Annotated in this window: 18 protein-coding genes and 2 pseudogenes; 10 read left to right on the top strand and 10 right to left on the bottom strand. The window is 66.6% G+C overall.

Annotated elements, in window-relative coordinates:
• A pseudogene (locus LTI14_RS12965) lies at positions 1-268 on the bottom strand (hypothetical protein); the annotation flags it as partial.
• Positions 269-1,527: 1,259 nt separating this feature from the next.
• On the bottom strand, positions 1,528-2,346 hold the full coding sequence (locus LTI14_RS12960; RefSeq protein WP_241465887.1) for a bacteriorhodopsin-like: 819 nt from the start codon (positions 2,344-2,346) through the stop codon (positions 1,528-1,530).
• A gap of 173 nt (positions 2,347-2,519) precedes the next feature.
• Between LTI14_RS12960 and LTI14_RS12955 the strand changes: the two genes are divergently transcribed.
• The gene (locus LTI14_RS12955) at positions 2,520-3,011 is read left to right on the top strand and encodes a MarR family winged helix-turn-helix transcriptional regulator (protein ID WP_241470694.1); all 492 of its coding nucleotides are present in this window, start codon (positions 2,520-2,522) and stop codon (positions 3,009-3,011) included.
• 802 nt (positions 3,012-3,813) lie between these two features.
• Positions 3,814-4,656, top strand: coding sequence for an SDR family NAD(P)-dependent oxidoreductase (locus LTI14_RS12950; protein ID WP_241465891.1), 843 nt, complete (start codon positions 3,814-3,816; stop codon positions 4,654-4,656).
• A gap of 272 nt (positions 4,657-4,928) precedes the next feature.
• Here LTI14_RS12950 and LTI14_RS12945 read toward each other — a convergent pair whose 3' ends face one another.
• Entirely contained in the window at positions 4,929-5,216 is a 288-nt protein-coding gene (locus LTI14_RS12945) for a hypothetical protein (protein WP_241465892.1), read from the bottom strand.
• A gap of 779 nt (positions 5,217-5,995) precedes the next feature.
• Here LTI14_RS12945 and LTI14_RS12940 point away from each other — a divergent pair.
• On the top strand, positions 5,996-7,312 hold the full coding sequence (locus LTI14_RS12940; protein WP_241465894.1) for an ATP-binding protein: 1,317 nt from the start codon (positions 5,996-5,998) through the stop codon (positions 7,310-7,312).
• Positions 7,313-7,535: 223 nt separating this feature from the next.
• Positions 7,536-10,145: an ATP-dependent chaperone ClpB gene (gene clpB / locus LTI14_RS12935; RefSeq protein WP_241476753.1), complete on the top strand. Its 2,610-nt coding sequence runs from the start codon at positions 7,536-7,538 to the stop codon at positions 10,143-10,145.
• Positions 10,146-10,229: 84 nt separating this feature from the next.
• Here the strand turns inward: clpB and LTI14_RS12930 are convergent, their stop codons facing one another.
• The 3 genes from LTI14_RS12930 to LTI14_RS12920 all read right to left on the bottom strand — a co-directional run bounded on the left by LTI14_RS12930 (position 10,230) and on the right by LTI14_RS12920 (position 12,865).
• On the bottom strand, positions 10,230-10,805 hold the full coding sequence (locus tag LTI14_RS12930) for a dihydrofolate reductase family protein (RefSeq protein ID WP_274616176.1): 576 nt from the start codon (positions 10,803-10,805) through the stop codon (positions 10,230-10,232).
• A 161-nt stretch (positions 10,806-10,966) separates the two neighbouring features.
• Complete coding sequence (locus LTI14_RS12925) at positions 10,967-11,572, bottom strand: methylated-DNA--[protein]-cysteine S-methyltransferase (RefSeq protein WP_241470690.1); 606 nt, start codon at positions 11,570-11,572, stop codon at positions 10,967-10,969.
• Positions 11,573-11,632: 60 nt separating this feature from the next.
• Positions 11,633-12,865 (bottom strand): NAD(P)-dependent malic enzyme, encoded by a 1,233-nt coding sequence (locus LTI14_RS12920; protein ID WP_241470689.1) that lies wholly within the window; start codon positions 12,863-12,865, stop codon positions 11,633-11,635.
• Between the two features lie 361 nt (positions 12,866-13,226).
• On the opposite strand from LTI14_RS12920, the gene LTI14_RS12915 reads away from it, so the two are divergent.
• The 5 genes from LTI14_RS12915 (at position 13,227) to LTI14_RS12895 (ending at position 17,278) form a co-directional block, all read left to right on the top strand.
• Entirely contained in the window at positions 13,227-13,430 is a 204-nt protein-coding gene (locus LTI14_RS12915) for a DUF3073 domain-containing protein (RefSeq protein WP_241465903.1), read from the top strand.
• 81 nt (positions 13,431-13,511) lie between these two features.
• Positions 13,512-14,393 carry a Sir2 family NAD-dependent protein deacetylase gene (locus LTI14_RS12910; protein ID WP_241476751.1) on the top strand — a complete coding sequence of 294 codons (882 nt, stop codon included), beginning with the start codon at positions 13,512-13,514 and terminating at the stop codon, positions 14,391-14,393.
• A 33-nt stretch (positions 14,394-14,426) separates the two neighbouring features.
• Positions 14,427-15,965 (top strand): MFS transporter, encoded by a 1,539-nt coding sequence (locus LTI14_RS12905; protein ID WP_241465907.1) that lies wholly within the window; start codon positions 14,427-14,429, stop codon positions 15,963-15,965.
• A gap of 77 nt (positions 15,966-16,042) precedes the next feature.
• Positions 16,043-16,657, top strand: coding sequence for a TetR/AcrR family transcriptional regulator (locus LTI14_RS13300; protein ID WP_241476750.1), 615 nt, complete (start codon positions 16,043-16,045; stop codon positions 16,655-16,657).
• Between the two features lie 9 nt (positions 16,658-16,666).
• A complete protein-coding gene (locus LTI14_RS12895) occupies positions 16,667-17,278 on the top strand; it encodes a LysE family translocator (RefSeq protein WP_241465910.1) in 612 nt (203 codons plus the stop codon).
• Here LTI14_RS12895 and LTI14_RS12890 read toward each other — a convergent pair.
• The 4 genes from LTI14_RS12890 to LTI14_RS12875 are packed head-to-tail and all read right to left on the bottom strand — an operon-like array spanning position 17,275 to position 21,642.
• Positions 17,275-18,807: an ATP-binding cassette domain-containing protein gene (locus tag LTI14_RS12890; protein WP_241476749.1), complete on the bottom strand. Its 1,533-nt coding sequence runs from the start codon at positions 18,805-18,807 to the stop codon at positions 17,275-17,277. The genes LTI14_RS12895 and LTI14_RS12890 overlap by 4 nt on opposite strands.
• Positions 18,800-19,582, bottom strand: coding sequence for an energy-coupling factor transporter transmembrane component T family protein (locus tag LTI14_RS12885; RefSeq protein WP_241476748.1), 783 nt, complete (start codon positions 19,580-19,582; stop codon positions 18,800-18,802). The genes LTI14_RS12890 and LTI14_RS12885 overlap by 8 nt, the downstream gene beginning before the upstream one ends.
• Positions 19,560-20,579 (bottom strand): histidine kinase, encoded by a 1,020-nt coding sequence (locus tag LTI14_RS12880; protein ID WP_241476747.1) that lies wholly within the window; start codon positions 20,577-20,579, stop codon positions 19,560-19,562. The genes LTI14_RS12885 and LTI14_RS12880 overlap by 23 nt, the downstream gene beginning before the upstream one ends.
• Positions 20,566-21,642, bottom strand: coding sequence for a nucleoside hydrolase (locus LTI14_RS12875; RefSeq protein WP_241476746.1), 1,077 nt, complete (start codon positions 21,640-21,642; stop codon positions 20,566-20,568). Before LTI14_RS12875 ends, LTI14_RS12880 begins: the two co-directional genes overlap by 14 nt.
• A 151-nt stretch (positions 21,643-21,793) precedes the next feature.
• Between LTI14_RS12875 and LTI14_RS12870 the strand changes: the two are divergent.
• Positions 21,794-22,023, top strand: a pseudogene (locus LTI14_RS12870) (iron ABC transporter substrate-binding protein); the annotation flags it as partial.

Raw genomic sequence — 22,023 nt, 5'->3', positions numbered from 1 at the left:
GTCCGTCCATGAAGGTCTCGGCTGCGCCGTCGACGGTCATGTAGACCGTGGCCTGGTTGCCCTGGCCCTCGATGAGCACGTCACCGACGGTGCCGCTGTTGTTCAGCGGGTCCAGGTTGGCCTGGAAGGACCAGGACTCGCTGGAGGTCGAGGTGGCGGCGCCATCGGTTGCTCCGCCGTGCTCGGAGTGGGCCATGGCTGGGCCTGCGCCCAGGAGCATTGCGCCGAGCGCGAGGGTGGGGACGGCGAACAGTTTGGATTTAAACATTTGAGGGACTCCTCGTCACAGTGATGTTGTCATACGGCCTCTGATCGTGGTCGCGTCCAGGCCATGTACGCGGAGTTCGGAGCGACGGCAGGATCGGATGGTGAAAATCCAAAAAAAAGTTTCTCAGCTCACCGATCCGCTTCACCCGGAGGTTCCCGCCTGCTCGGCATTGGCAATGATTCGGACCGTCATCCTTTTGAAGATGATGGTGTGAAACGGGACCATACGTCCCGGGCCCCAGAGGTGACGATCTCAGAGCAACCCAGATCACCAATACTGCGGAGATCTTTCTCGGGCCTAACTTTCAAGTAATAAATGTGTAACTCGGCGTCTCTTTAAAACTGTATCGATATCGAAAGACTGCCTTTCTTTGGCGCGGGGTGTGCGGGTGGTGGCTTCGTGGTGTTGCTGAGGCAGAGGAGACATGGAGGTTCCCTTTCGGGCTGGACCTTCTGGGCGGCAGCGATGTCATTCGGCTTGTCACTGTTCGCTCCGGGGCGAGGGTCCGAATACGGCAGGCCAAGGGTGAACCGCAGCATCGAGCTCGCACAATCTTTTTGATAATGAGGAAATGCCGCTGGAGATCAATCGAGCCTAGGAGCCACGAACCGTTGCCCCAGGCTCCCTCTCGAAAGAGTCCGTGAACGGTTGGGTGGGGTGCGGATCGGGAGACCCGCGACGGTCAGGTCGGCACGTGCCTGTTCCCAAGTCGTCGCGACGTCGTCATCGACGACTGTGCAGCATCGGAGGGGCACATCGTGTTCGCCCACACCCCTAGATCGCCGGTATGACAGGTCTCTGAGAAATCTGACACGCGGTGGTCAATTTACTGGGACAAGTCCACCCTAAGCGGGAACCTTCAACTGAAGGATCTCGCGGTCCTGTCACATGCAGCCCGAGCTGCCATGGCATGGGACATCTCGATGGAACGCGGTCTGTCTCACTAACGTGTCGAAATCCTCAGAGTTGTCCTACTCGAGCCCTCTGGGTCTGGCCCCAGACTGGCAACCCCGAAAGTCGTAGGGTGAGTCCAGGGGTACCCCTGATTATGGTCCCGGCCTGCGTGAGGAGGTAGGGCACAAGGAACTCTTCCTGCCCGGCGTGACTTGCGTGGTGATTCGGCGCCCTCGGCCAGGAGGAGAAGTGGGTACGCAGGAGCTGACCCTATGGGTAACGCCCGAGAGGCAGCGGTCCTCCGGCAGGTCGTGCATTGCTGCCCGACTTGCTAGAGGGCTATTGCGAGGCCAATGATGCCGGCGTCAGGCGGTTTCCCGCGCGGGAACACCGTGGGACAGCTCACGGTCCGCGAACGCGGGGTCGTCCGCGAAGGACTTGATCCGGGCCACCCGGTAGATGATCAGCGCATATACCGCCTTGGCAGTGATGTCAGCCACCGAGTAGCCGATCTGCTGGCCGACCCAGGCATCCGCCCCGGAGACGTTGAGCATCGGCAGTAGGTAGGCGACAGGGTAGACCGCCCAGCTGCCCAGCAGAAGCCAGCGCAGGTTGCTCAGCGAACGACGTACGCCCGCCGGTTGCAGGTCGAGAGAGGCGGTCAGCTGGACGAACAGCACGTAGAGGATGTAGAGGAACGGGATCATCGAGAGCCCGAAGAAGACTCCCCGGACAGTGTTGTCGTCGCTGATCTCGCCTGGATATCCGAGGGCGATCATCAGTACTGCTGCAGGGACCAGTCGCCACAGCAACTTGGACTGCAACGCGCTGGCCAGTGCTAGCACCGCGATCAGCTCGACCAGCAGCAGTGGCACCGTCAAGAGCCAGTCCACGTACCGGTAGCCCTCGTTGAACGAGGCGCCTGCCGCCTGGGTGTAGATGCCGTCGCCACCGACGGCGTCAGAGACGAAGGCCTCCTTGAAGGAGTCGAAGATGCGGAAGTAGTGGTATGCCGCGATGCCGCAGACCACGATGGCCACGGTGATGGCCTGCCGGTAGCGGGGCAGGATCCGGGGCAGGCAGATGAGCAGGAACACGGCGGTGAAGAGCTGCGAGGCGATGACCAGCGACAGGAAGTTGTAGACGGTGTCGAACTGTCCTTGCGTCAGGGTTTCGGGTATCACGAGTCCTCCATCGGGAAGGCCGCGCTCCACCTTGCAAGCTGCGGCGATACTTTAGTGGATATTTGACATACTAAACTATATGCCGACGATCGATCAACCAGCTGTCGTAGGATCAGGCGAAACACGATGGCCGAGCGGGTAGCGCACATGTCCTAGCCTCGACAGGAGGAAAGATGCCCCAGAACCAGCACGACAGGCACATACTGACAGGCTTCCCCAACGCGGCCATCCACCTCCTGAGGGCCCTTGAGGAAGAGCGGCAACGCCTCGCAGAGGCGCATTCCCTCTCCACCACGGACCTCCGAGGCCTCTTTCGCATCGCCGAATCGGGAGACCTGACCCCCAAGGAGCTGGCTGGCCATCTCGCCTTGACCGGCGGGGCGGTCACCGGCATCTCAAGACGCCTCGTCGCCGCAGGGTTGCTGCGACGCGTCACCCACCCGGAGGACCGGCGCAGTGTGCGACTGCAGCTGACCAGCGAAGGACATCGGACCATCTCTGCGATCCACGCCGACTTCATCGCTATGGTGGCTCGAGCGACCCACGGGCTCTCGCAGGAGGATGTGAAGACTGCGAACGATGTCCTGTGGCGGGTCACCGGCGCATTGGGGGAACGGCAGTCCGCGCTCCGTGCCGGGCGCTCCCTCCCGGCCGACACCCCCTGAGGCGTGCTGGTCGCGGCCGCTGATTCTGGTAGCTACGGATAGTTCGAACAGGCAGGCCTCGTGAGAGTCGTGACTCGTGCACTTGCCCCAGAGTCGTAAGTGTCCGAACGCCGACAGAATCGACGTATTCGAGGGTGGTCTCAAGAAGTGCGCCAGAGCGACTCGTGTGACAAGGGTCATTCTTCGCCAGATGAGTGGGACGACCGACACGTTGTGCGACTTCCTGCGCAAGTGTTGGATCCCGCGGATCTTGTCACATGGGCCAGGCGCTGACGTGGGAAGTGACATTTCTCGCGGGCATGGGCAGTCTCTTCAACTTGTGGCAATCCTCAGGTTCGTTTGCGGTTACGTCCCGACTACCCCAGGTGAGGGTGCAGCAGTGTCTCTATTGCCTGAGGGTCCCAAAGTATGGAGATAGGTGTAGCGGATAGGGCACCCCTGCGGGCATCTTTGTCGGGCGGGGTAAACGGGCATCCCAGCGATGACAGGGGCGCAAGACGTCGATTAGGTGGATCACGCGCGGTTACCGACCGACTTGCGGGCAGCGTGAAGGATTCTCCTTAGGCTAGATCGGACCTGCTGCGCGATCACGTGTCAACTGCTCCACGCCCTAGGCGGGGTCCGCGTTTCAGCTGGTCGTGGAGCGTGTCCGCGCCGGCTAGCGAAGCTCCGGCCCGTTCGTTGCTGACATCATCGTGTTCATGGTTGTCCTCGCTTCAGTGGTGCTCCACGCTCTCGCCGTCTGACTCAGCGCTCCGCGCAGCCACTGCCATCAGAGATTCGTCCATCAAGGAGAGAGACCATGCTCGAAAAAACCATCATCCTCACTGGGGCCAGCGACGGGATCGGAGCTGCAGCTGCCCGCCAGCTCGTCGCAGACGGCCATAAGGTCGCCCTTGTGGGTCGCTCGAAGCACAAGACCGAAACCCTGGCGCTCGAGCTCGACACCGAGTTCTTCCTCGCTGACTTCACCAGGCTCTCCGAGGTCAGGACACTTGCTGCGCGTTTGAAGCACCAATATCCCCGGATAGACGTTCTTGTCAACAACGCCGGCGGCATCTTCGGGGATCAGACTCGCACTGAAGATGGGTTCGAGAAGACGCTGCAGGTGAACCACCTCGCGCCGTTCCTGCTCACCAACCTCCTGATGGACACGCTCACGGCGAGCAAAGCGTCGGTCATCAACACGTCCAGTGTGGGCGCGCGTTTCTTCGGCAGGATCGACCTCGATGACCTCAATAACGAGCGGAGGTACTCCGCGAACAAGGCCTATGGCGACGCGAAGTTGGCCAATATCCTCTTCGCCAAGGAACTCGACCGCAGGTTCTCCGACCAGGGAATCTCCGCGGTCGCCTTCCACCCCGGAAACGTGATGACAAGCTTCGCTTCAGATACCACCAGCGTGATGCGGTTCATCTATCAGACCCCCCTGGGACGAATGACTGGTCTCATCAGCCCCGAGCAGGGCGCGCTACCCCTGGTGTGGCTTGCTGCGGGCGCGCCGGGCCGGGAGTGGGTCTCGGGTGAGTATTACGAGAAGCAGAAGACCGCCAAGACCAACCCTCAAGCCGCGGACGTGCAACTGGCAGCCGGACTGTGGGACAAGAGCGCTGAGCTCGTAGGGCTCTCCACCGCCGCGCAGTAGCCGTCTGGTCGGGTAGCAGGGCGTCTTGTCTGGGTTCGGCGGTGTTCAGGACGCGCTGGCCTCTGCGAGACCAGAACGCCGCGCACTCCGGGGTGAACCAGAGGCGCCACGAAACCCTCCACGAGACGAGAAGCTTTCCTCCGACGCACGGGCGCCCGTAGACCGGTCGCCTTGAGGACACTCATGGTCCACTCCAGGACTCGATGCCCGCATAGGGGTCTGAACCGTACTGGGATTGATGGAGAGTCTGGTCTGCCCCGGGTTTGATGGCGTCAGCGAATCCACATTGGTTGCGCTGCAATCCACGAGACGAGTGGGTCAAAGTCTGCTACCCAAAGTCGGTCGAGTTCGAGGAGGCTTTCGTATGGCACGTGGCCTCGTGTGGTGCTCGACCAGAACAAGCCCGAGTAGTGGCGCTGATTGCGATAGGTGCGTGGTTCGCGGATCGGCAGGGCTCTTGACAGCCGGTGTTGATCTACAGCGCCCACAGTGGTTTCAACCAGGGTTCCCTCTTGGGAGAGGTGCTCCAGCTTGGTTCTCAAAAGAAGTTGAGCGTCCATGCCTTCACTATTCTCGCGGTGACACGATATCGGGAGGGTGACACGCACGTGACACGAAACTGAGACAGTGACACGAAAAACGGGATCCTAATGTAGGGTCCTGCGGATCTTGTCACACGGGTCGGCCGCTGACATGGGGAATGACATTGCGCTGAGACGCGGTCTGTCTCACTTACTTGTCGTAATCCCCAGGCGCGAACGCAGGGGAGCTCAAACAGTCGTCGCGAGGGGCTCGCTGAGATGTTCTGTGGAGAAGCTGGCTCGCCCGGGACCGTTTGGTGAGCCACATGCGCAACTGAGGTGAAGGCTCGATGCGACGGGCGGGAAGCCGAACATGTGAAGTGTCCGATGAAGAGCGGCTAGTTGTTCCCGGCGAGAACTGCGACGTATTCAAGCTGGCTCCTATAGCGCGATGATTGCTCCTGGTCCAGGCCATAGCCAAGCTCGCCGAGCGCTACGACGATCCGGAACTGCACTACGGACTCCTCGAAGCGCTCAGCGTACATAAGCGACTAGGCCAACCTGTGTCGAAACGCGATGATCATCGAGCCAGCAATATCTGGAATCTGGGTCTGCTGGCTGGGTCGACTGGTCTAACAATCGGCAACTCCGCGGGACTCTTGGGATGCTCACCCCGATAGAGTTCGAGAAGCTCCACAATCAGGCCCTCACTCGAGAGCCCGAACCCGCAAAGTAGCGGCATCGAACCTGGGCCGGTTCAGTTTGAATCCGAAAACGATGCGCTGTCCAGAAGGATTCACACCAGAAAGAGGGACGTCATGACCAATTGGCGGATCAGGGACTTCTACTCAGCGGACCTTGACGGGATCCTGCACCTCTGGGAAACGCTCAAGTCCCACAATCTCGAACCGGTATACGCGATCTCTGAAGTAGTGGCCTCGTGCGAGAAGGACCATGCTGTGGTGGCGGTGCAGGGTGAGCAGGTGGTGGGCGCCGCCGTCGGCCGCGCGGCACATGATCAGGGCTGGATCGTATTCCTGGCCACCCTGCCCGAATACTCCGACCTGGGAGTCGGCACCGCGCTGTTGGCCGCTGTCGAAAACCGGATGGCACCGCACGGGCTGAACAAGCTCTCGGCGCTGATCCCGGAATCCGAAACCCGCGTGGAGGCCTTCCTGGGCCGCGGCTTCGCCCTGAAGCAGAACCTGCGATACTTCGAACGGACCATACCCGTCCAACGCCAGGAACTCGGCGCACTCGGCCAGCTCGGCGGACGCGTCCTCGCCCGGGACCTATGGGATAACGTCGCGGGAATGCGCAAGGAGAAGGAACTGCTCGAGCGCCGGCTCGTCCTGCCTCTTGCCGAAGCGGACCTCGCGGACGAATTCGGCGTGGTGCCGCCGCGCGCCGTGGTTCTCTTCGGCCCGCCCGGCACCGGGAAGACCACTTTCGCCAAAGCCATCGCCTCCCGCCTCGAGTGGCCCTTCGTCGAAGTGTTTCCCTCCCGCCTCGCCGCCGACCCGCAGGGCCTGGCGGGAGCGTTGCGCGAAACGTTCCTCGAGATCGCCGACCTGGAGCACGCCGTGGTGTTCATCGACGAGGTGGAAGAAATCGCCTCCCAGCGCTCCGGCGAACCGCCCTCGCCGCTGCAGGGAGTCACCAACGAGCTCCTCAAGATCATCCCGGCCTTCCGCGAACAGCCCGGGCGCCTACTGGTCTGCGCTACCAACTTCATTCGCGCGCTGGACACCGCCTTCCTTCGCCACGGCCGTTTCGACTACGTCATCCCCATCGGACTGCCGGACCGGCAGGCCCGCGAAGCCATGTGGCAGCGCTTTATCCCGTCACCCGTAGTGGACGCCGTGAACGTGGAACTGCTCGTGGCACGCACCGAAGGATTCTCCCCTGCGGATATCGAATACGCGGCACGCAGTGCCTCCCAGCAGGCACTGGAAAAAGCAGTGTACGACGACGGCCGGCTGGCTTCAGTCGGGACGGCTTCGGCCCGGGAGGCGCTGCGGAAGGGACCCTCTACACAGGACTACCTCGACGCAATCTCTGAAACCCGCACCACCGTCAGCGCCGAAGTGCAGCAGGACTTCTTGGAAGATATCGACGCCCTAGGCCGTGTGTAGTGGCTGGGGAGACTTGGCCGGTGCTTCTGAACTGTGGGCTGACGGCGTCAAAGCCGATAGCTAAACTCGCTGACCCTAGTCTTTTTGTTTCGGTGGTAAGTGATCGCGGGACCGCCTGCCGGCGATGGAATACTTCCGCCCAACTCAAAGTTGAGTACTATTGACTCAAGTTTATTCGGCGCCGTCGTGCAACCGGCGTCACCACGCACTGGGAGGGGCAGACATGGACGTCAAACTCACGACCAAATCGCAGGAGGTCGTCTCCGCGGCCGCAATGAACGCGAACACCGCGAGCAACCCGCAGGTGGAGCCGGCCCACATCCTCAAGGCACTGGTGGATCAGCGCGAATCCATGGCCGTCGCGCTGCTCAAGGCCGCCGGAGTCGATCCCGACGCCGTGAGCACCCGCGCCTCCGCCATCATCAAGGCGTTGCCCGCCACTCGCGGGGACTCCGTCGCCGCTCCGCAGTTCTCGCCCGCCGGGCTCAACGTCATCAAGGCTGCCCAGGCGCAGGCCGAGGACTTCGGCGATGACTTCGTCTCCACGGAACACCTGCTGATCGGCGCGGCCACCGACGGCGGCGCGGTGGGCCGGGCCCTCGCGGATGCCGGCGCGACCCTGCAGGCGCTCAAGGCCGAGCTGCCAGGGCTGCGTGGAGACCGCAAGGTCACCACCCCTGACCCGGAGAACACTTTCCAGGCCTTGGAGAAGTACGGCACGGACATGACCGAGATCGCGCGCTCGGGCAAGCTGGACCCCGTGATCGGGCGTGACTCGGAGATCCGCCGGGTGGTCCAGGTGCTCTCGCGCCGGACCAAGAACAACCCGGTCCTGATCGGTGAGCCCGGGGTCGGCAAGACCGCCGTCGTCGAAGGCCTGGCCCAGCGCATGGTCGCCGGTGACGTGCCGGAGTCGCTGCGCGAGAAGACGCTGATCTCGCTGGACCTGGGCGCGATGATCGCCGGTGCGAAGTACCGCGGGGAGTTCGAGGAGCGGCTGAAGGCCGTGCTCGAGGAGATCAAGGCCGCGGAAGGCCGGATCGTCACCTTCATCGACGAGATCCATACCGTGGTCGGAGCCGGCGCCTCGCAGGGCTCCATGGACGCTTCCAACATGCTCAAGCCGATGCTCGCCCGTGGGGAGCTGCGCCTGATCGGTGCGACCACGCTGGATGAGTACCGCGAGAACATCGAGGCCGACGCCGCCCTGGAGCGCCGCTTCCAGCAGGTCTACGTGGGAGAGCCCTCGGTGCCCGACGCGATCGCGATCCTGCGCGGGATCAAGGAGCGCTACGAGGCGCACCACAAGGTGGGCATCGCCGACAACGCCCTGGTCGCCGCCGTCACCCTCTCCGACCGCTACATCAGCGGCCGTCAGCTGCCGGACAAGGCCATCGACCTCATCGATGAGGCCGCCTCCCGGCTGCGCATGGAGATCGACTCCGCCCCGGTGGAGATCGACGAGCTGCGTCGAGTGGTGGACCGGCTCACCATGGAGGAGCTCGCGCTGCAGAACGAGACCGACGCCGGCTCCGCCGAGCGACTGATCACCCTGCGCGAGGACCTGGCCGACCGCAAGGAGGAGCTCGCCGAGCTCACCGCGCGCTGGGAGGCCGAGAAGGGCGAGCTCAACCGCGCCGGTGAACTGCGCGTGACCCTGGACGAGCTGAAGTCCGCCGCCGAACGCGCCCAGCGCGACGGCGACCTCGCCGAGGCCTCCCGGCTGCTCTACGGCGAGATCCCGCAGGTCGAGAAGGACCTGGCCGCCGCTGAGGAGGAGGACGCCTCCACCCCGGCCCCGGAGAAGAAGATGGTCGCCGACGAGGTCGACGCCGACGGGATCGCCGGGGTCATCTCGGCCTGGACCGGCATCCCTGCCGGGCGGCTGCTGCAGGGCGAGACCGCGAAGCTGCTCCAGATGGAGGAGCTCATCGGCTCGCGGCTGATCGGGCAGACCAAGGCTGTCGGGGCGGTCTCCGACGCCGTTCGCCGCGCGCGCACCGGCGTCTCCGACCCCGACCGACCCACCGGCTCCTTCCTCTTTCTGGGCCCCACCGGCGTGGGCAAGACCGAGCTGGCCAAGGCGCTCGCGGAGTTCCTCTTCGATGACGAGCGCTCCATGATCCGCATCGACATGTCCGAATACTCGGAGAAGCACTCCGTGGCCCGGCTGGTCGGTGCGCCCCCAGGCTATGTGGGCTTCGACCAGGGCGGCCAGCTCACTGAAGCAGTCCGGCGTCGTCCTTATTCGGTGGTGCTCCTGGATGAGGTGGAGAAGGCCCACCCCGAGGTCTTCGACATCCTGCTCCAGGTCCTCGATGACGGCCGGCTCACCGACGGCCAGGGCCGCACCGTGGACTTCCGCAATACGGTGCTGATCCTGACCTCCAACATGGGCTCCCAGTTCCTGGTGGACCAGACCCTGGAGACCAAGATCAAGCATCAGCGGGTCATGGACGTCGTCCATGCCTCCTTCAAGCCCGAATTCCTCAACCGACTCGATGACATCGTGATGTTCGATCCGCTGAGCATGGAACAGCTCAGCGGAATCGTGGAGCTGCAGATCGGGCTGCTGCAGGAGCGCATGGCCGCACGGCGTCTGGTCCTGGAGGTCACTGAGGCCGCGCGGGACTGGCTGGCGTTCACCGGTTACGACCCCGCCTACGGCGCTCGGCCGCTGCGCCGACTGGTGCAGCGTGAGATCGGCGACCAGCTGGCGCGCGCGCTGCTCTCCGGCGAGGTCGAGGACGGAGACACCGTCCTGGTAGACCGGCAGGAGCTCGCCCTGGAAGGGGAGTCCGTGCACGGGCTCACCGTGACCAAGAAGTCCTGACCCTCATCCTTCCTGGGTGGTTGAGTTCTCTGGTCGGTACGTAACCGCCGGAGAACTCAGCCACCTGGGAGTAGAGGCCAGGCTTCAGCGGTGGACGTCGTAGACCGCCTTGAGGACTCCGTTGGGGTAGTGGGCAGATTCGCGCAGGGTCAGCTTCGTCGCCGGACGCTCCTCGGCGGTGAAGAGTCGCTTTCCTGCGCCGAGCAGCACCGGGAAGATCAGCAGGTTGTAGCGATCGATCAGGCGCGCGTGCATCAGGCTTCGCGCCAGTGCGGCGCTGCCGTGGATGAAGACTGCACCGCCGTCCTCCTGTTTGACGGCGGCCACGTCCTTGGTGGAGCGCAGCAGTGTGATCGGTCCCCAGCCCTCGATGGTCGCGTCCTCCTCCAGGCGGGTCGAGACCACGTACTTCGGCAGATCCCTGTACGCCGCGTGATCCTCGGATCCTGGCCAGATCGGGGCGAAGGCCTCGTAGCTGTGGCGGCCGAACATCAGCGCCGTCGTCTCCTCCAGCTCCTCGTCCTTGAGCGAGAACGCCTCGGGCAGAAACTCTGTGCGGGGCACCCACCCGCCGCTGGGGTGCCCTTCGCTGATGGCGCCCGGGGAGTCAACCACGCCATCAAGGGACATGAAGCCTGTCCATACCAATTCCCTGGCCATGCGTCCTCCAGTGCCGAAAAGCCCGAGTCTGCACCAGCGATCTGCAAGCTGTCACGGCCCGGAGGCCTCGTGCCCGCGCCGATCCTCATGGCTGGTTGAGTTCTCCGGTCGGTACGTAACCGCCGGAGAACTCAACTGCGCAGGTTGGGCAGCCAGGAAGGTTAGCGGCTCAGGAGGAGGCCTTCGCGGGCCAGCAGCGCCCGCTTGGTCTCGATGCCGCCGAAGCCGTAGCCGCCGAGGCCGCCGTCGGAGCGGATCACGCGGTGACACGGCACCGCGAAGGCGACCAGATTGTTCGCACAGGCGCTTGCCGCGGCTCGGTGTGCCAGCGGGCGGCCGGCCATCTGGGCGAGCTCCGCGTAGGAGACCGTCTCCCCGGCCGGAACGTCGCGCAGCGCCGCCCAGACCTCCTGGCGGTAGCCCGAGCCGGGCTGCACCACGGCCAGCTCATCCAGGGCCGCATGGTCGCCCGCGGCATAGGCCGCCACCGCTTCAGCAACCTGTCCGGTGCCCGCAGGCAGCGGCTTCATCTCCCGGGCCGCGGTGGCCGGGGCCAACACCTCAAGCTGGTCCATCAGCTGCTCCAGCACCCGCCCGATCGCAGCCACCTCCGGCTCGTCACCGGCAGCCTGGGCCAGCGAAGCGGCCCGGATCGTGTCGTCCTCGGGGGAGTAGATTGCCACGATGGCGCCGAGCCCGTCCAGGGAGGCCGAGCACCAGCGCAGCTCGGGCAGGTCGGACTCCGGCAGAAGCGGTAGATCAGTCATAGACCGAATTCTCCACCGCCCGCCGAGTAAGGTCCACCTCCCCGACCTCCGCGAGGGCCGCTAGGCCGAGACTTCGGCCGATACCCCGTGCCCTGCAGCCGTCGCCCCTGGCGCCTTCGCTGCCGCAGCCGCGTCCATCACGGCTCGAGCCACGGCGGGAGCCACGCGTGCATCCAACGGAGAGGGCACGATGTGCTCCGGACTGAGCTCATCTCCCACGAGGTCCGCCAGCGCGGTCGCCGCCGCGATCTTCATCTCCTGGGTGATCCGGCGTGCTCCTGCGTCCAGCGCCCCGCGGAAGATTCCCGGGAATGCCAGCACATTGTTGATCTGATTGGGGTAGTCCGAGCGGCCGGTGGCCACCACAGCTGCGTGGCGCTTGGCGACCTCGGGCATCACCTCGGGGTCCGGATTGGACAGGGCGAAGACGATCGCACGATCGTTCATCCGGGCCAGCTCCTCCTCGGGGACCCTGGAGGAGGAGACGCCGATGAACACATCGGCCCCGTCCAGCGCCTCAGCGAGCTGACCGCTGACCTGTCTGCGGTTGGTGCGCTGCGCATACTGGGTCTTGATCTCGCTGAGCCCCTCGCGGCCCTCATGGATCACTCCGCGCGAGTCGGTCAGGATCACCTCGCCGACGCCGGCGCCGAGCAGGATCTCGGTGACCGCGATCCCAGCGGCTCCCGCCCCCGCGATCACGACGCGCATCGAAGCGAACTCGCGTTCGGTGACGCGTGCGGCGTTGGTCAGAGCGGCCAGGACGACGACGGCGGTGCCGTGCTGGTCGTCGTGCATCACCGGACAGTCCAGCGCCTCGATCAGGCGAGCTTCGAGCTCGAAGCAGCGTGGAGCCGCCACATCCTCGAGATTCACCGCCCCGAAGCTGGGGCGCAGCCGCACCATGGTCTCTACAATCTCATCCACATCGTTGGTATCGATCACCAGGGGAATCGAGTTGAGGCCGCCGAAAGCCTTGAACAGCGCCGACTTGCCCTCCATGACGGGCAGCGAGGCGGCCGGGCCGATGTCGCCCAGCCCGAGGACGGCGGTGCCGTCGGAGAGCACCACCACCAGGCGGTCGGCCCAGGTGTGGGTGGCCTGCAGCTGCGGCGTCTCGTGGATGGCGCGCGAGACCTGCGCCACGCCCGGGGTGTATGCGATTGAGAGTGCGCGCGTGGAGTCCAGCGGCATGGTGGTCTCGACACTGAGCTTGCCGCCCTCGTGGGCAGCGAAGATCTCATCAGTGGTGGGGGCCGTGGGCGCCGTCGCCGCGCGGTCATTTGTGGACATGGAGGTGTCTCCTGGAAGAAGTGTGATGGGGCTGCACGCGCAGAGCTGGCCCATCGCGGCCGCACCCGCGGTTCACGGCGGGGGCCAGGGGCTCAGCTAAGGTGCATCGTCTGCCGCGCCACCGAGATCGTCGGATGGCGTTGTCGCAGCGGTCGGTACTTTCTTTGGACCGTGCGGAACAGAGTACGCCATCTTGGCGTTGAAAGGTGTGATCGTGCTCGCTCGAAGGACAGTTCGGACGACGGCGCAGCGCCAGTCATGTTAACCTAGGATCACGAACTACTCCATACACAGATAATCCCGCGATAGCCCCTGCCCGGCATCGCACCAGGGATACGAGAAGACAGAGGGGGTCTCGCTTATGGGGCGTGGCCGTCAGAAGGCGAAAGCTACGAAGCAGGCTCGGGAGATCAAGTACTACACTCCGGACACCGACCTGACCGCTCTTGAGAGAGAGCTCGCCAAAACCCGTGGTGACAGGGATTCGTCCAGCCGCCCAGCGCGCGCGGACGCCGAAGAGCGCAGCAGCGGCTTTGACCCGTACGAGGACAAGTACGGGCGCTGACCCGTGGAAGAGCCCACTCCAGCGGCCTTCACCAAACCCGTCGAGAACGCCCATAGGGCAGCGCTCCGATCCATAGCCCGGGTGGTGAAGGACACCGCCGAGCCCCAGCCCGACGAGATCGCCCGTGAGGGCATCCGGCGGATGCTCGAGCTGGGCGACGTCCTCTGCGTCACCGGGGCGGGCGTCTCCACGGATTCCGGCATCCCGGATTATCGCGGCCCCCAGGGGTCCCTGCATCGTCACCGTCCGATGACCTACCAGGAGTTCCAGCACGACGCCGCCTCGCGCCGTCGCTACTGGGCCCGTGGCTTCGTCGGATGGCGCCAGATGCACCAGGCCGAGCCCAACTCGGCCCACCAGCTGCTCGCCGACTGGCAGTCTGAAGGGCTGCTCAGCGGACTGATCACCCAGAACGTGGACGGTCTCCACCGCGCCGCCGGGGCCGATCCGGTGGTCCACCTGCACGGCGACATGGACTCCGTGATCTGCCTGACCTGCGGCAACCGCGAGGCCCGCTCCTCGCTGGACGCGCGGCTGCAGGAGGCCAACCCCGGCTACGCCGAGGCCGCCTTCGCCGCCGCCGAGAACGTGAACCCCGACGGCGACGTCACCCTGGATCAGTCCTGGGTGGAGAAGTTTCACATGGTCACCTGCCTGGTCTGCGGCTCCGAGAAGCTCAAGCCCGACGTCGTCTACTTCGGCGAATCGGTGCCCGCCGAGCGCAAGGCCGCGGTCGAGGAACTCGTCGCCGCGTCCTCGGCGCTGCTGGTGGTGGGCAGCTCGATGGCGGTGATGAGCGGATTCAAGATCGCGCTGACCATGCACCAGTCGGATCGGCCCATCGGTGTGATCAACGGCGGTCCCTCCCGTGCCGACCCCAAGGCGGACTGGCGCTGGAGGACCCGGATCACCCCGGCGCTGCAGACGCTGGACACCCTGCTGGGTGATCAACCTCACCAGTAACTATACCGGACGTATAGTATAGTAACTCGGGTGATGACCCTTCCTTCTCCTGTGCATGTCGATCGCCATGCCCTCAGCGCGTGGCAGCGCTGGACCCTGCTCGCCATCGTCTCCTCGGCGCTGTTCCTGATCGCCCTGGACAACACGATCCTCTACACCGCCCTGCCCACCCTGACCGCAGAGCTCGGCGCCTCCTCCTCTCAGCAGCTGTGGATCATCAATGCCTACCCGCTGGTGATCGCCGGGCTGCTGCCCGGATCCGGCGCCCTGGGCGACCGGTTCGGGCACAAACGGATCTTCCAGGTCGGCCTCGGCATCTTCGGAGTGGCCTCGATCCTGGCCGCTTTCTCCGGCAGCTCCGAGATGCTCATCGCCTCCCGCGCGCTCCTCGCCGTGGGTGCCGCCGCAATGATGCCCGCCACGCTCGCGCTGATCCGGCTGACGTTCTCAGTGGAGCGTGAGCGCAATATGGCCATCGCCATCTGGGCCGCCGTGGCCACCGTGGGCATGGCCCTGGGCCCGATCGTGTCCGGAGTGCTGCTGGAGTTCTTCTGGTGGGGCTCGGTGTTCCTGGTCAACGTCCCGATCGTCGCCGCCGCCCTGGTGCTGATGCTGTTGGTGGGCCCGCCGAACCTGGCCAACCCCGGCCGGCACTGGGACTGGCTCTCCTCCGCCCAGGTGATGCTTGGGCTCACCGCCGCGGTGCTGGCGATCAAGACCATCGCCGAGACCCCGGTGGACTGGCTGCGCTTCATCGTCTCCGTCGTGGTCGCCGCCGTCATGCTCACCGTCTTCGCCCGGCGCCAGATGCGACTCAACCGCACCGCCGAGCCGCTGGTGGACTTCACGATCTTCCGCAACCGCGGATTCAGCGGCGGTGTCATCGCCGCAGGCGCCAGCATCTTCGCCATCGTCGGGGTCCAGCTGGGCACCACCCAGCGCTTCCAGCTGGTCGAGGGCTTCTCCCCGCTGGAGGCCGGGCTGATCGTCTCCGCGCTGGCCCTGGGCTCACTGCCCTTCGCGCTCTTCGGCGGGGCGATCCTGCACCGCGCCGGCCTGCTCACGCTGATCGGCGGCGGCATGGTCCTCGCCGCGATCGGCGCACTGGTCTCCATCTACGCCGTCATCGATGACTCGCTGGTGCTGCTGGTGGTCAGCTTCGGCGTGCTCGGCGCCGGCCTGGGCGCCTCGATGTCGGTGGCCTCGACCGCGATCATGGGCAACGTCCCACCGCGCCGCGCCGGCATGGCGGCCTCCATCGAGGAGGTCTCCTACGAGTTCGGCGGTCTGGTCGGGGTGGCCATGCTGGGAAGCCTGCTCACCTTCGTCTACACCCGGGTCCTGGTGCTGCCCGCAGGTGCCGAGCAGTACGCGGGCCAGGCCCCGGCCGCGGTGCTCGAATCCGGGGACGCCCCGGCGATGGCGGCAGCGGCCGAGGCCTTCGACGTCGCCTACCTGGGCGTGCTGATCGGCGTCGCCGTGGTGATGGTGCTCGCCGCCGTCGCGTCGTCCTGGATGCTGCGCCGCTACACCCCGGGCACCGAATCCCAGGCCTATCCCGACAACCACTGAGAATCCCCGACGACCACTGCGGACCCTCGAGAAGACCGAGAAGCACATGAGCATCCACCGATCGGAGATCCAACCCTGTGCGACCTTCCAAACGCCGCGAGATCCTCGACGCCGCCACCCGGGTGGTCCAGCGTGAAGGCGTGACCACGCTGACCTACGAGTCGGTGGCCGCCGAGGCCGGCATGACCAAGGGTGGGCTGCTCTACCACTTCCCCTCACGGGAGGAGCTGCTGCTGGGACTGCACCGGCATGTGGCGCAGAACTGGGAGCTGGCGCTGGAGGCCCAGGCCGGCGGCACGGCCCAGGGGCTCAGCCGCGACGAACGCTTCCGGGCCTTCGTGCGGCTCTCCCAGAACCCCGAGCGCGCGGAGCTGCTGCTGATGCTCGAGGCCTCCGAGGATCCGGTGGCCAACGCCGCCTGGGACGAGGTCTTCGCCCGCTGGGCGCCGCAGCCGCCGGGAGTCCCCCGGCCCGCTGAAGCTCCGCTGTCCACGGGCACCCAAGAGACCCAGGCCCTCGACGACGACGCCGCGGAGGCCGCGGCGGTCCAGCGCTTCATCGCGCGGCTCGCCGCCGACGGGCTGTGGTTCTACGAGGCGCTCTCCACCGAGCGGCTGGACCCGCGACTGCGCGAACGGGTGACCGAGGAGATCATCGCGCTCGCGCAGAGCGCCGAGGTGCTGGCAGAGTAGTCTCGTCCAGTGGCGATTCTCTCTCTGATGCTCTTCGTGGTGGCCGGCGCCGGCACCCCCGGGCCGAACAACACCATCGTGATGGCCTCCGGAGCCGCCTACGGCTTCAAGCGGACGCTGCCGGCGATCCTGGGAGTGAACCTCGGCTTCCCGTCCATGGTGCTGCTGGTGGGGATCGGCCTCGGCCAGGCGCTCGAGCAGTGGCCGGTGATCCTCGACATCCTGCGCCCCGTCGGGATCCTCTACCTGCTCTGGCTCGCCTTCAAGATCGCCAACGGACCCACCACGCTGACCCCGAACCCCGGAGCCAAGCCGCCGGGGTTCGTGCAGATGGCGCTGTTCCAGTTCGTCAACCCCAAGGCGTGGACCCTCTCAGTGGCCGCGCTGAGCACCTTCACCGGCTTCTGGGACTCCTTCATGCTGGAGGTTGCGGTGATCGCGCTGGTGGCCTGCACCTTCGGCGCCCCCTTCACCGTGGCGTGGACGCTGCTGGGCGTGGGCGCAGGCCGGATCATCTCGCAGCCCGCGCACATGCTGATCTTCAACCTGGTCATGGCCGGGCTGCTGGTCGTCTCGGTGGTGCCCGCCATGGTGGACACCTGGGAATCACTGCCTCTCTAGCTGCTCGCGTCCAGGCGCAGCTGGTGATCGCTGATCTCGGACGCCCAGCGCTGATCGTGGGTCGCCACCAGCACCGCACCTCCCGCGGCGGTGAACCCGCGGACCAGAGAACTCAATCGGTGCATCCCGGCGGCATCACGGCCCAGCGTGGGTTCATCTAGCAGGAGCACCGCGGGCTTCAGCAGCAGCGCGGACGCGATCACGCAGTCCTTGCGCTGGGCGGGCACCAGATCATAGGGATGCTCCTCGGCGTCAGCGCTGAGCCCTGCGGTCTCCATCACCTGTTCCACGTCCAGCTCTCGCTGCGCCCGTGCGCGCCGCCGGTCTTCGCGTCTGAGCCGGCGTCCCCCCGGGCCCAGCGGGGCCGCGCGCATCAGCTCCGCGCGCACCGTGGAGGCGGAGAGCTGGTCTCCGGGATCCTGGCCCACCCAGGCCAGGTGGTCCGCGCGGCGATGCGCCGGTGCCGCGGCGAGCTCGACGCCGCCTGGTCCGATGATCCTGGTCCCAGGCTCTGCGGGAAGAAGTCCCGCCAGGGCGCTGAGCAGCGTGGACTTCCCCGACCCGTTGGCGCCGAACAGGACGGCCACCTCCCCGGCGCGCAGGTCCAGCGCGACGCCGTCCAGCACCCGGATGGCGTCGCGCTGGACGGAGAGCTCCCGCACGCGCAGCAACACCTCCTGGCCAGGGTCGGGCGCCGGCGCGGATGGCTCGCTCTGCGCAGCCGGGGTGCGGCGAACGTCCCAGATCTCGTGCTCGTCCAACTGCGCCCGGGTCAGCTCCGCCGCCGGCAGCAGACCCCCCGGGGTCATCGTGGCAGGGCGCCCCTGGTCGAGGAACAGCACCTCGTCGCAGGCGGCGGTGAGGTCATCGTGCTGATGCCCCGTCAGCAGCACTGCGCCCCCGGCGTCACGGAACTCGCGCAGGGACCGGGCCAGGCGCCGTCGTGCGCTGGCATCGAGGGCCTGGGAGGGCTGATCGAGCACCAGGACGCTCGGGCGCAGGGTGAGCAGCCCGGCGAGGGCGGTGAGCTGCCGTTCCCCGCCGGAGAGCGTGGAGAGGTCTCGTTCAGCCAGGCCAGCGATGCCCAGCGCCTGCAGGCTGGCATCGGCGCGCTCCAGGCACTCGGGCAGGGGCAGCCCCAGCAGCCGCCCAGGAAGCGCGGCCTCGTCTCGGACGGTGCGGGTCAGCCCGGTGAGCTGGGCCTCCGGGTCGTCGCCGAGCATCCCCACCCCGCCGCGCACGTGAGCACTGTCGTGCTCGCCGCTGGAGGAGTGCCCTCCATCGGTCTGGTCACGCAGCTCGCGCACGCCGGTGCTGTGCCCGTGTTCGCCGAGCAGTCCGGCGGCGGCACGGGCCAGGGTGGAGGTGCCCGCTCCCTGTGGGCCCAGGACCGCGACGGCATCACCGGGGCGAAGTCCCAAGTCCACGGCCTCCAGAGCGGGAGTCTCGGCGCCGCGGTAATGGAACCCGAAGTCGGTCAGACGCAGCAGCGGCTGCAGGGCGGAGGAGGACGGCGCGGGGTCAGGCATCGAAGACTCCGAGGATCTCGGTGGCAGAAGGCAGCGGCAGCAGTCCGGCCAGAGAGGCGACCACCAGCAGAGCTGAGCCGACGACGGCGCCCCAGCGCAGTCCGCGCTGGCCCGCGCCCTGGGGATAGAACCGGGCCGGGGTGGGGTGAGCGGCCTGGCCGAACCCGCGCTGAGAAAGGGCGTCATGGCGCTGATCGAGCTGTGTGATCGCGGTGACCAGCAGTCCGGTGAGCACCCCGGTGAGCAGGCGCAGCCGCACGAGCAGCCGGTCGGTGTCCCAGCCGCGGGCGGAGCGGGCTGTCAGGGCGGCGCGGACCCGGTGCTGGGCCAGCGGTATCAGGCTCATTGCGGCGGCGCACACATAGGCCAGGGACAGGGGCAGGCGCAGGGTCAGCAGACCGTCGAAGGCGCGCGTCGGGTCAGACCCGAAGGCGAACAGCGCGCAGACGGCCACCATCGCGGCGACCCGGAGCCAGAGCTGGATCGCCAGCGCGACGCCCTCCACGGTGACCGCGGCGGGTCCGAACTCGGCGAGGACCTCGGCCTGCTCGCCGGGGTAGAAGAGCCCCTGGATGATGCCGACCATGACCAGCATGGGTCCGGCCAGCACCACCAGGGTCAGCAGCCAGCTGCGGAAGCGGACCCGCGGGGAGGCCGCGGCTGTGACCACCGCGCAGATGAGCATGGCGGCCGGGATCAGCGGGGAGGGGACTCCGTAGACGAGCAGCAGCGCACAGCCGAGCAGGACCAGCTCAGTGGCTGGATGCAGCCGCATGCGACGATCCTGCGGTGTCCGGCGGCGTGCCCTGTGCCGCAGACCGCTTCGCGGCGGCGCGTTTCGCAGCCGAGCGCTTCACCTTGGAGTGCTCGGTGAAGGGGAACCTGCTGCGCAGCCGGCTCGGCAGCGCAGCGATCACCAGGAAGGCCAGCGCGAAGATGATCGCCTTATCGGCGATGTCGCTGCCCAGTCCCTGGATGGTGGCGGCGCCGAGCATCGAGGCGCCCGCGCCCTGCAGGGCGGCGACGACGCTGCCGGTGCCCACGCCGAGTCCGCCGCCGTAGATGAAGGCGGCCACCGGGGTGGCGATCAGGCCGGCGGGGATCCCTGCCAGGGCGCCGGCGATGACGGCCCACCAGATGCGGCGGAAGCCGCCGAGCCGAGCGGCCCAGCCAGCGGCGGCGCCGATGAACGCGGCGCCGGCGGTGAAGGCGATGACGGTCGGGTTGATCGTCACGCCCCAGATGACGTTGGTCAGGATGCCGGTCAGCGCGCCGGCTGCGGGGCCGGCGATGACACCGATGATGACGGTGCCCAGGGAGTCCAGGTAGAGCGGAATGGGGGTCATCGTGCCGACGATCTGTCCGGTGGCGATGTTCAGCGCGATCATCACCGGCATCAGGGCGAGCACGCTGCGCGGGATTCGCGGGAGCGTGCCGGCGGCGATGAGCACGGCGCCGAGCAGGTATCCGACCATCACACCGAGGGTGGTGTTGCCCAGGTCGGCGCCGAGAGTGGCGGGCTGGGTGGTGAGCACCCAGAGGTAGGTGCCGACGATCACGGCGGCACCGGCGGTGAGCGCCAGGACGGACCACAGCGGGGGAGCGGGCCTGATGTGGTTCCCGGCGCGATCTGTCGTGGACGCGTGGGGCGTGCGGGCCTTGGAGGCGCGGGAGCGGGTGGTGCGGGATTCAGCAGTGCGAGTCTTCGGGGTTTCTCCGGGATCCGCCGCGGTGACGGACCCCTGCCCAGAGTGCGGGTCAGTGTGAGCCATGATGTTGTGGTCCTCTTCTCAAGGTGATGGTCAGGTGATCCAGGAACGCCTCGGCGTCCAGGCTGCGGATGATCTCCGCATTGGGCGCACGGCCCCAGCGGCCGAGCCAGTCGGCCACGGTCTCGCCACGGGTCAGCGTGCCGATGAGTTCGACGTCGACCGCTGCCTTCTCGGTCTTGCGCGCCCAGGGAATTATCCCGTCTGTGGCACGCGGGAACGAATCCCGCTCAGGTCCTGCCGCCGGGGAGGGGCTTTCGCCGTGGTTCTGGATCCGGGCCCAGGCCACCGCGGCGGCGGTGACATAGGGATCATGGACATGGGCGAGGTAGCCGTGGCCATCTGCCTCGTGGAACTCGAAGTAGAACCGCAGCGCCTCCGCGAGCTGGGCCAGCCAGGCCGACCAGGCCTCCGAGCTGGTCCCGTCGAGGATCTGCTGCAGCCGCACCGGGGTCAGCGCCACCGCTTCGGTGGCCTCTATCGGGCCGATCACCGGCAGGTGGGTGGACTCGCCGAAGGCGTCGATCACGGCCTTGGTGGCTTCGGGGTCGTAGCTGACGTTCCACTCAGTGGTGGGTCGGGTGTTGCCCCGGTAGTTGAATGCTCCGCCCATGATGAAGAGCCGCCTCAGCAGCTGTGGAAGCTTCGGTTCCAGCCGCAGCGCCAGGGCCAGGTTGGTGGCCGGGCCGGTGAGCACACCGATCAGCTCGCCCGGGTGTGCGTGGGCCGCTCGGACCCAGGCCTGCGCGGCGGGAAGCTCATCGGCGGTGATCCTGCCGGTGGGCAGCCGGGCGTAGCCGGCGCCGGTGTCCCCGTGGGTCTCCTCCGCGTATTCGGACACCCCGGCGAGCGGGTGTTCAGCCCCGACGTGGACCGACAGGTCGGTGCGGCCGGCCAGCTGCAGCCAGCCCAGCGTGTTCGCAAGCACCTGGGCGGTGGAGACATTGCCGCCGCTGGCGGCGAGGCCGGTGATCTCGACGTCGTCCTGACAGAAGAGCCAGCCCAGCGCGAGGGCGTCATCGATGCCGGGGTCACAGTCCAGGAAGAGGGGGATCACCTGCACCATTGTGCCGGGTGCGCCTGGGTCTCCTCGCTCAACATAGAGCCTTATTCAATTAAGACACACCAACCTTGCGTATCTTAGGGTAGCCTTGTATCAGACCAGTCAGGGCCGCATCGGCGAGCCCCCCCCCGATGCGAGACGAGGAACACCATCCATGCGCAGAACCTCCGTGGCGGTCACTCTGGGCGCACTTGTCGCCCTGACCGCGACCTCCTGTGGCGATACCACTGAGCCGGCGTCGAACGGTGACGAGACCTCCGCCGAGCAGGAGAGCCTGGTGCTCTATTCCGGGCGCAACGAGGAACTGATCCAGCCGCTCATCGACACCTTCTCGGAAGAGACCGGCATCGAGGTCGAGGTGCGCTATGGCGACACCGCCGAGCT

It is taken from the genome of Nesterenkonia sp. YGD6 (assembly GCF_022565895.1).
Classification (GTDB): Bacteria; Actinomycetota; Actinomycetes; order Actinomycetales; family Micrococcaceae; genus Nesterenkonia.
This window is presented reverse-complemented; position numbering and strand designations above follow the sequence as displayed.

Bases quoted from the DNA above. Each gene is read 5' to 3' on its own strand.
- LTI14_RS12875 (WP_241476746.1), bottom strand. From the start codon at position 21,642: ATGGTGCAGGTGATCCCCCTCTTCCTGGACTGTGACCCCGGCATCGAT.
- LTI14_RS12950 (WP_241465891.1), top strand. From the start codon at position 3,814: ATGCTCGAAAAAACCATCATCCTCACTGGGGCCAGCGACGGGATCGGA.
- LTI14_RS12890 (WP_241476749.1), bottom strand. From the start codon at position 18,807: ATGCCTGACCCCGCGCCGTCCTCCTCCGCCCTGCAGCCGCTGCTGCGT.
- LTI14_RS12955 (WP_241470694.1), top strand. From the start codon at position 2,520: ATGCCCCAGAACCAGCACGACAGGCACATACTGACAGGCTTCCCCAAC.
- LTI14_RS12880 (WP_241476747.1), bottom strand. From the start codon at position 20,579: ATGGCTCACACTGACCCGCACTCTGGGCAGGGGTCCGTCACCGCGGCG.
- LTI14_RS12885 (WP_241476748.1), bottom strand. From the start codon at position 19,582: ATGCGGCTGCATCCAGCCACTGAGCTGGTCCTGCTCGGCTGTGCGCTG.
- LTI14_RS12905 (WP_241465907.1), top strand. From the start codon at position 14,427: ATGACCCTTCCTTCTCCTGTGCATGTCGATCGCCATGCCCTCAGCGCG.
- LTI14_RS12915 (WP_241465903.1), top strand. From the start codon at position 13,227: ATGGGGCGTGGCCGTCAGAAGGCGAAAGCTACGAAGCAGGCTCGGGAG.
- LTI14_RS12925 (WP_241470690.1), bottom strand. From the start codon at position 11,572: ATGACTGATCTACCGCTTCTGCCGGAGTCCGACCTGCCCGAGCTGCGC.
- LTI14_RS12920 (WP_241470689.1), bottom strand. From the start codon at position 12,865: ATGTCCACAAATGACCGCGCGGCGACGGCGCCCACGGCCCCCACCACT.
- LTI14_RS12930 (WP_274616176.1), bottom strand. From the start codon at position 10,805: ATGGCCAGGGAATTGGTATGGACAGGCTTCATGTCCCTTGATGGCGTG.
- LTI14_RS12940 (WP_241465894.1), top strand. From the start codon at position 5,996: ATGACCAATTGGCGGATCAGGGACTTCTACTCAGCGGACCTTGACGGG.
- clpB (WP_241476753.1), top strand. From the start codon at position 7,536: ATGGACGTCAAACTCACGACCAAATCGCAGGAGGTCGTCTCCGCGGCC.
- LTI14_RS12945 (WP_241465892.1), bottom strand. From the start codon at position 5,216: ATGGACGCTCAACTTCTTTTGAGAACCAAGCTGGAGCACCTCTCCCAA.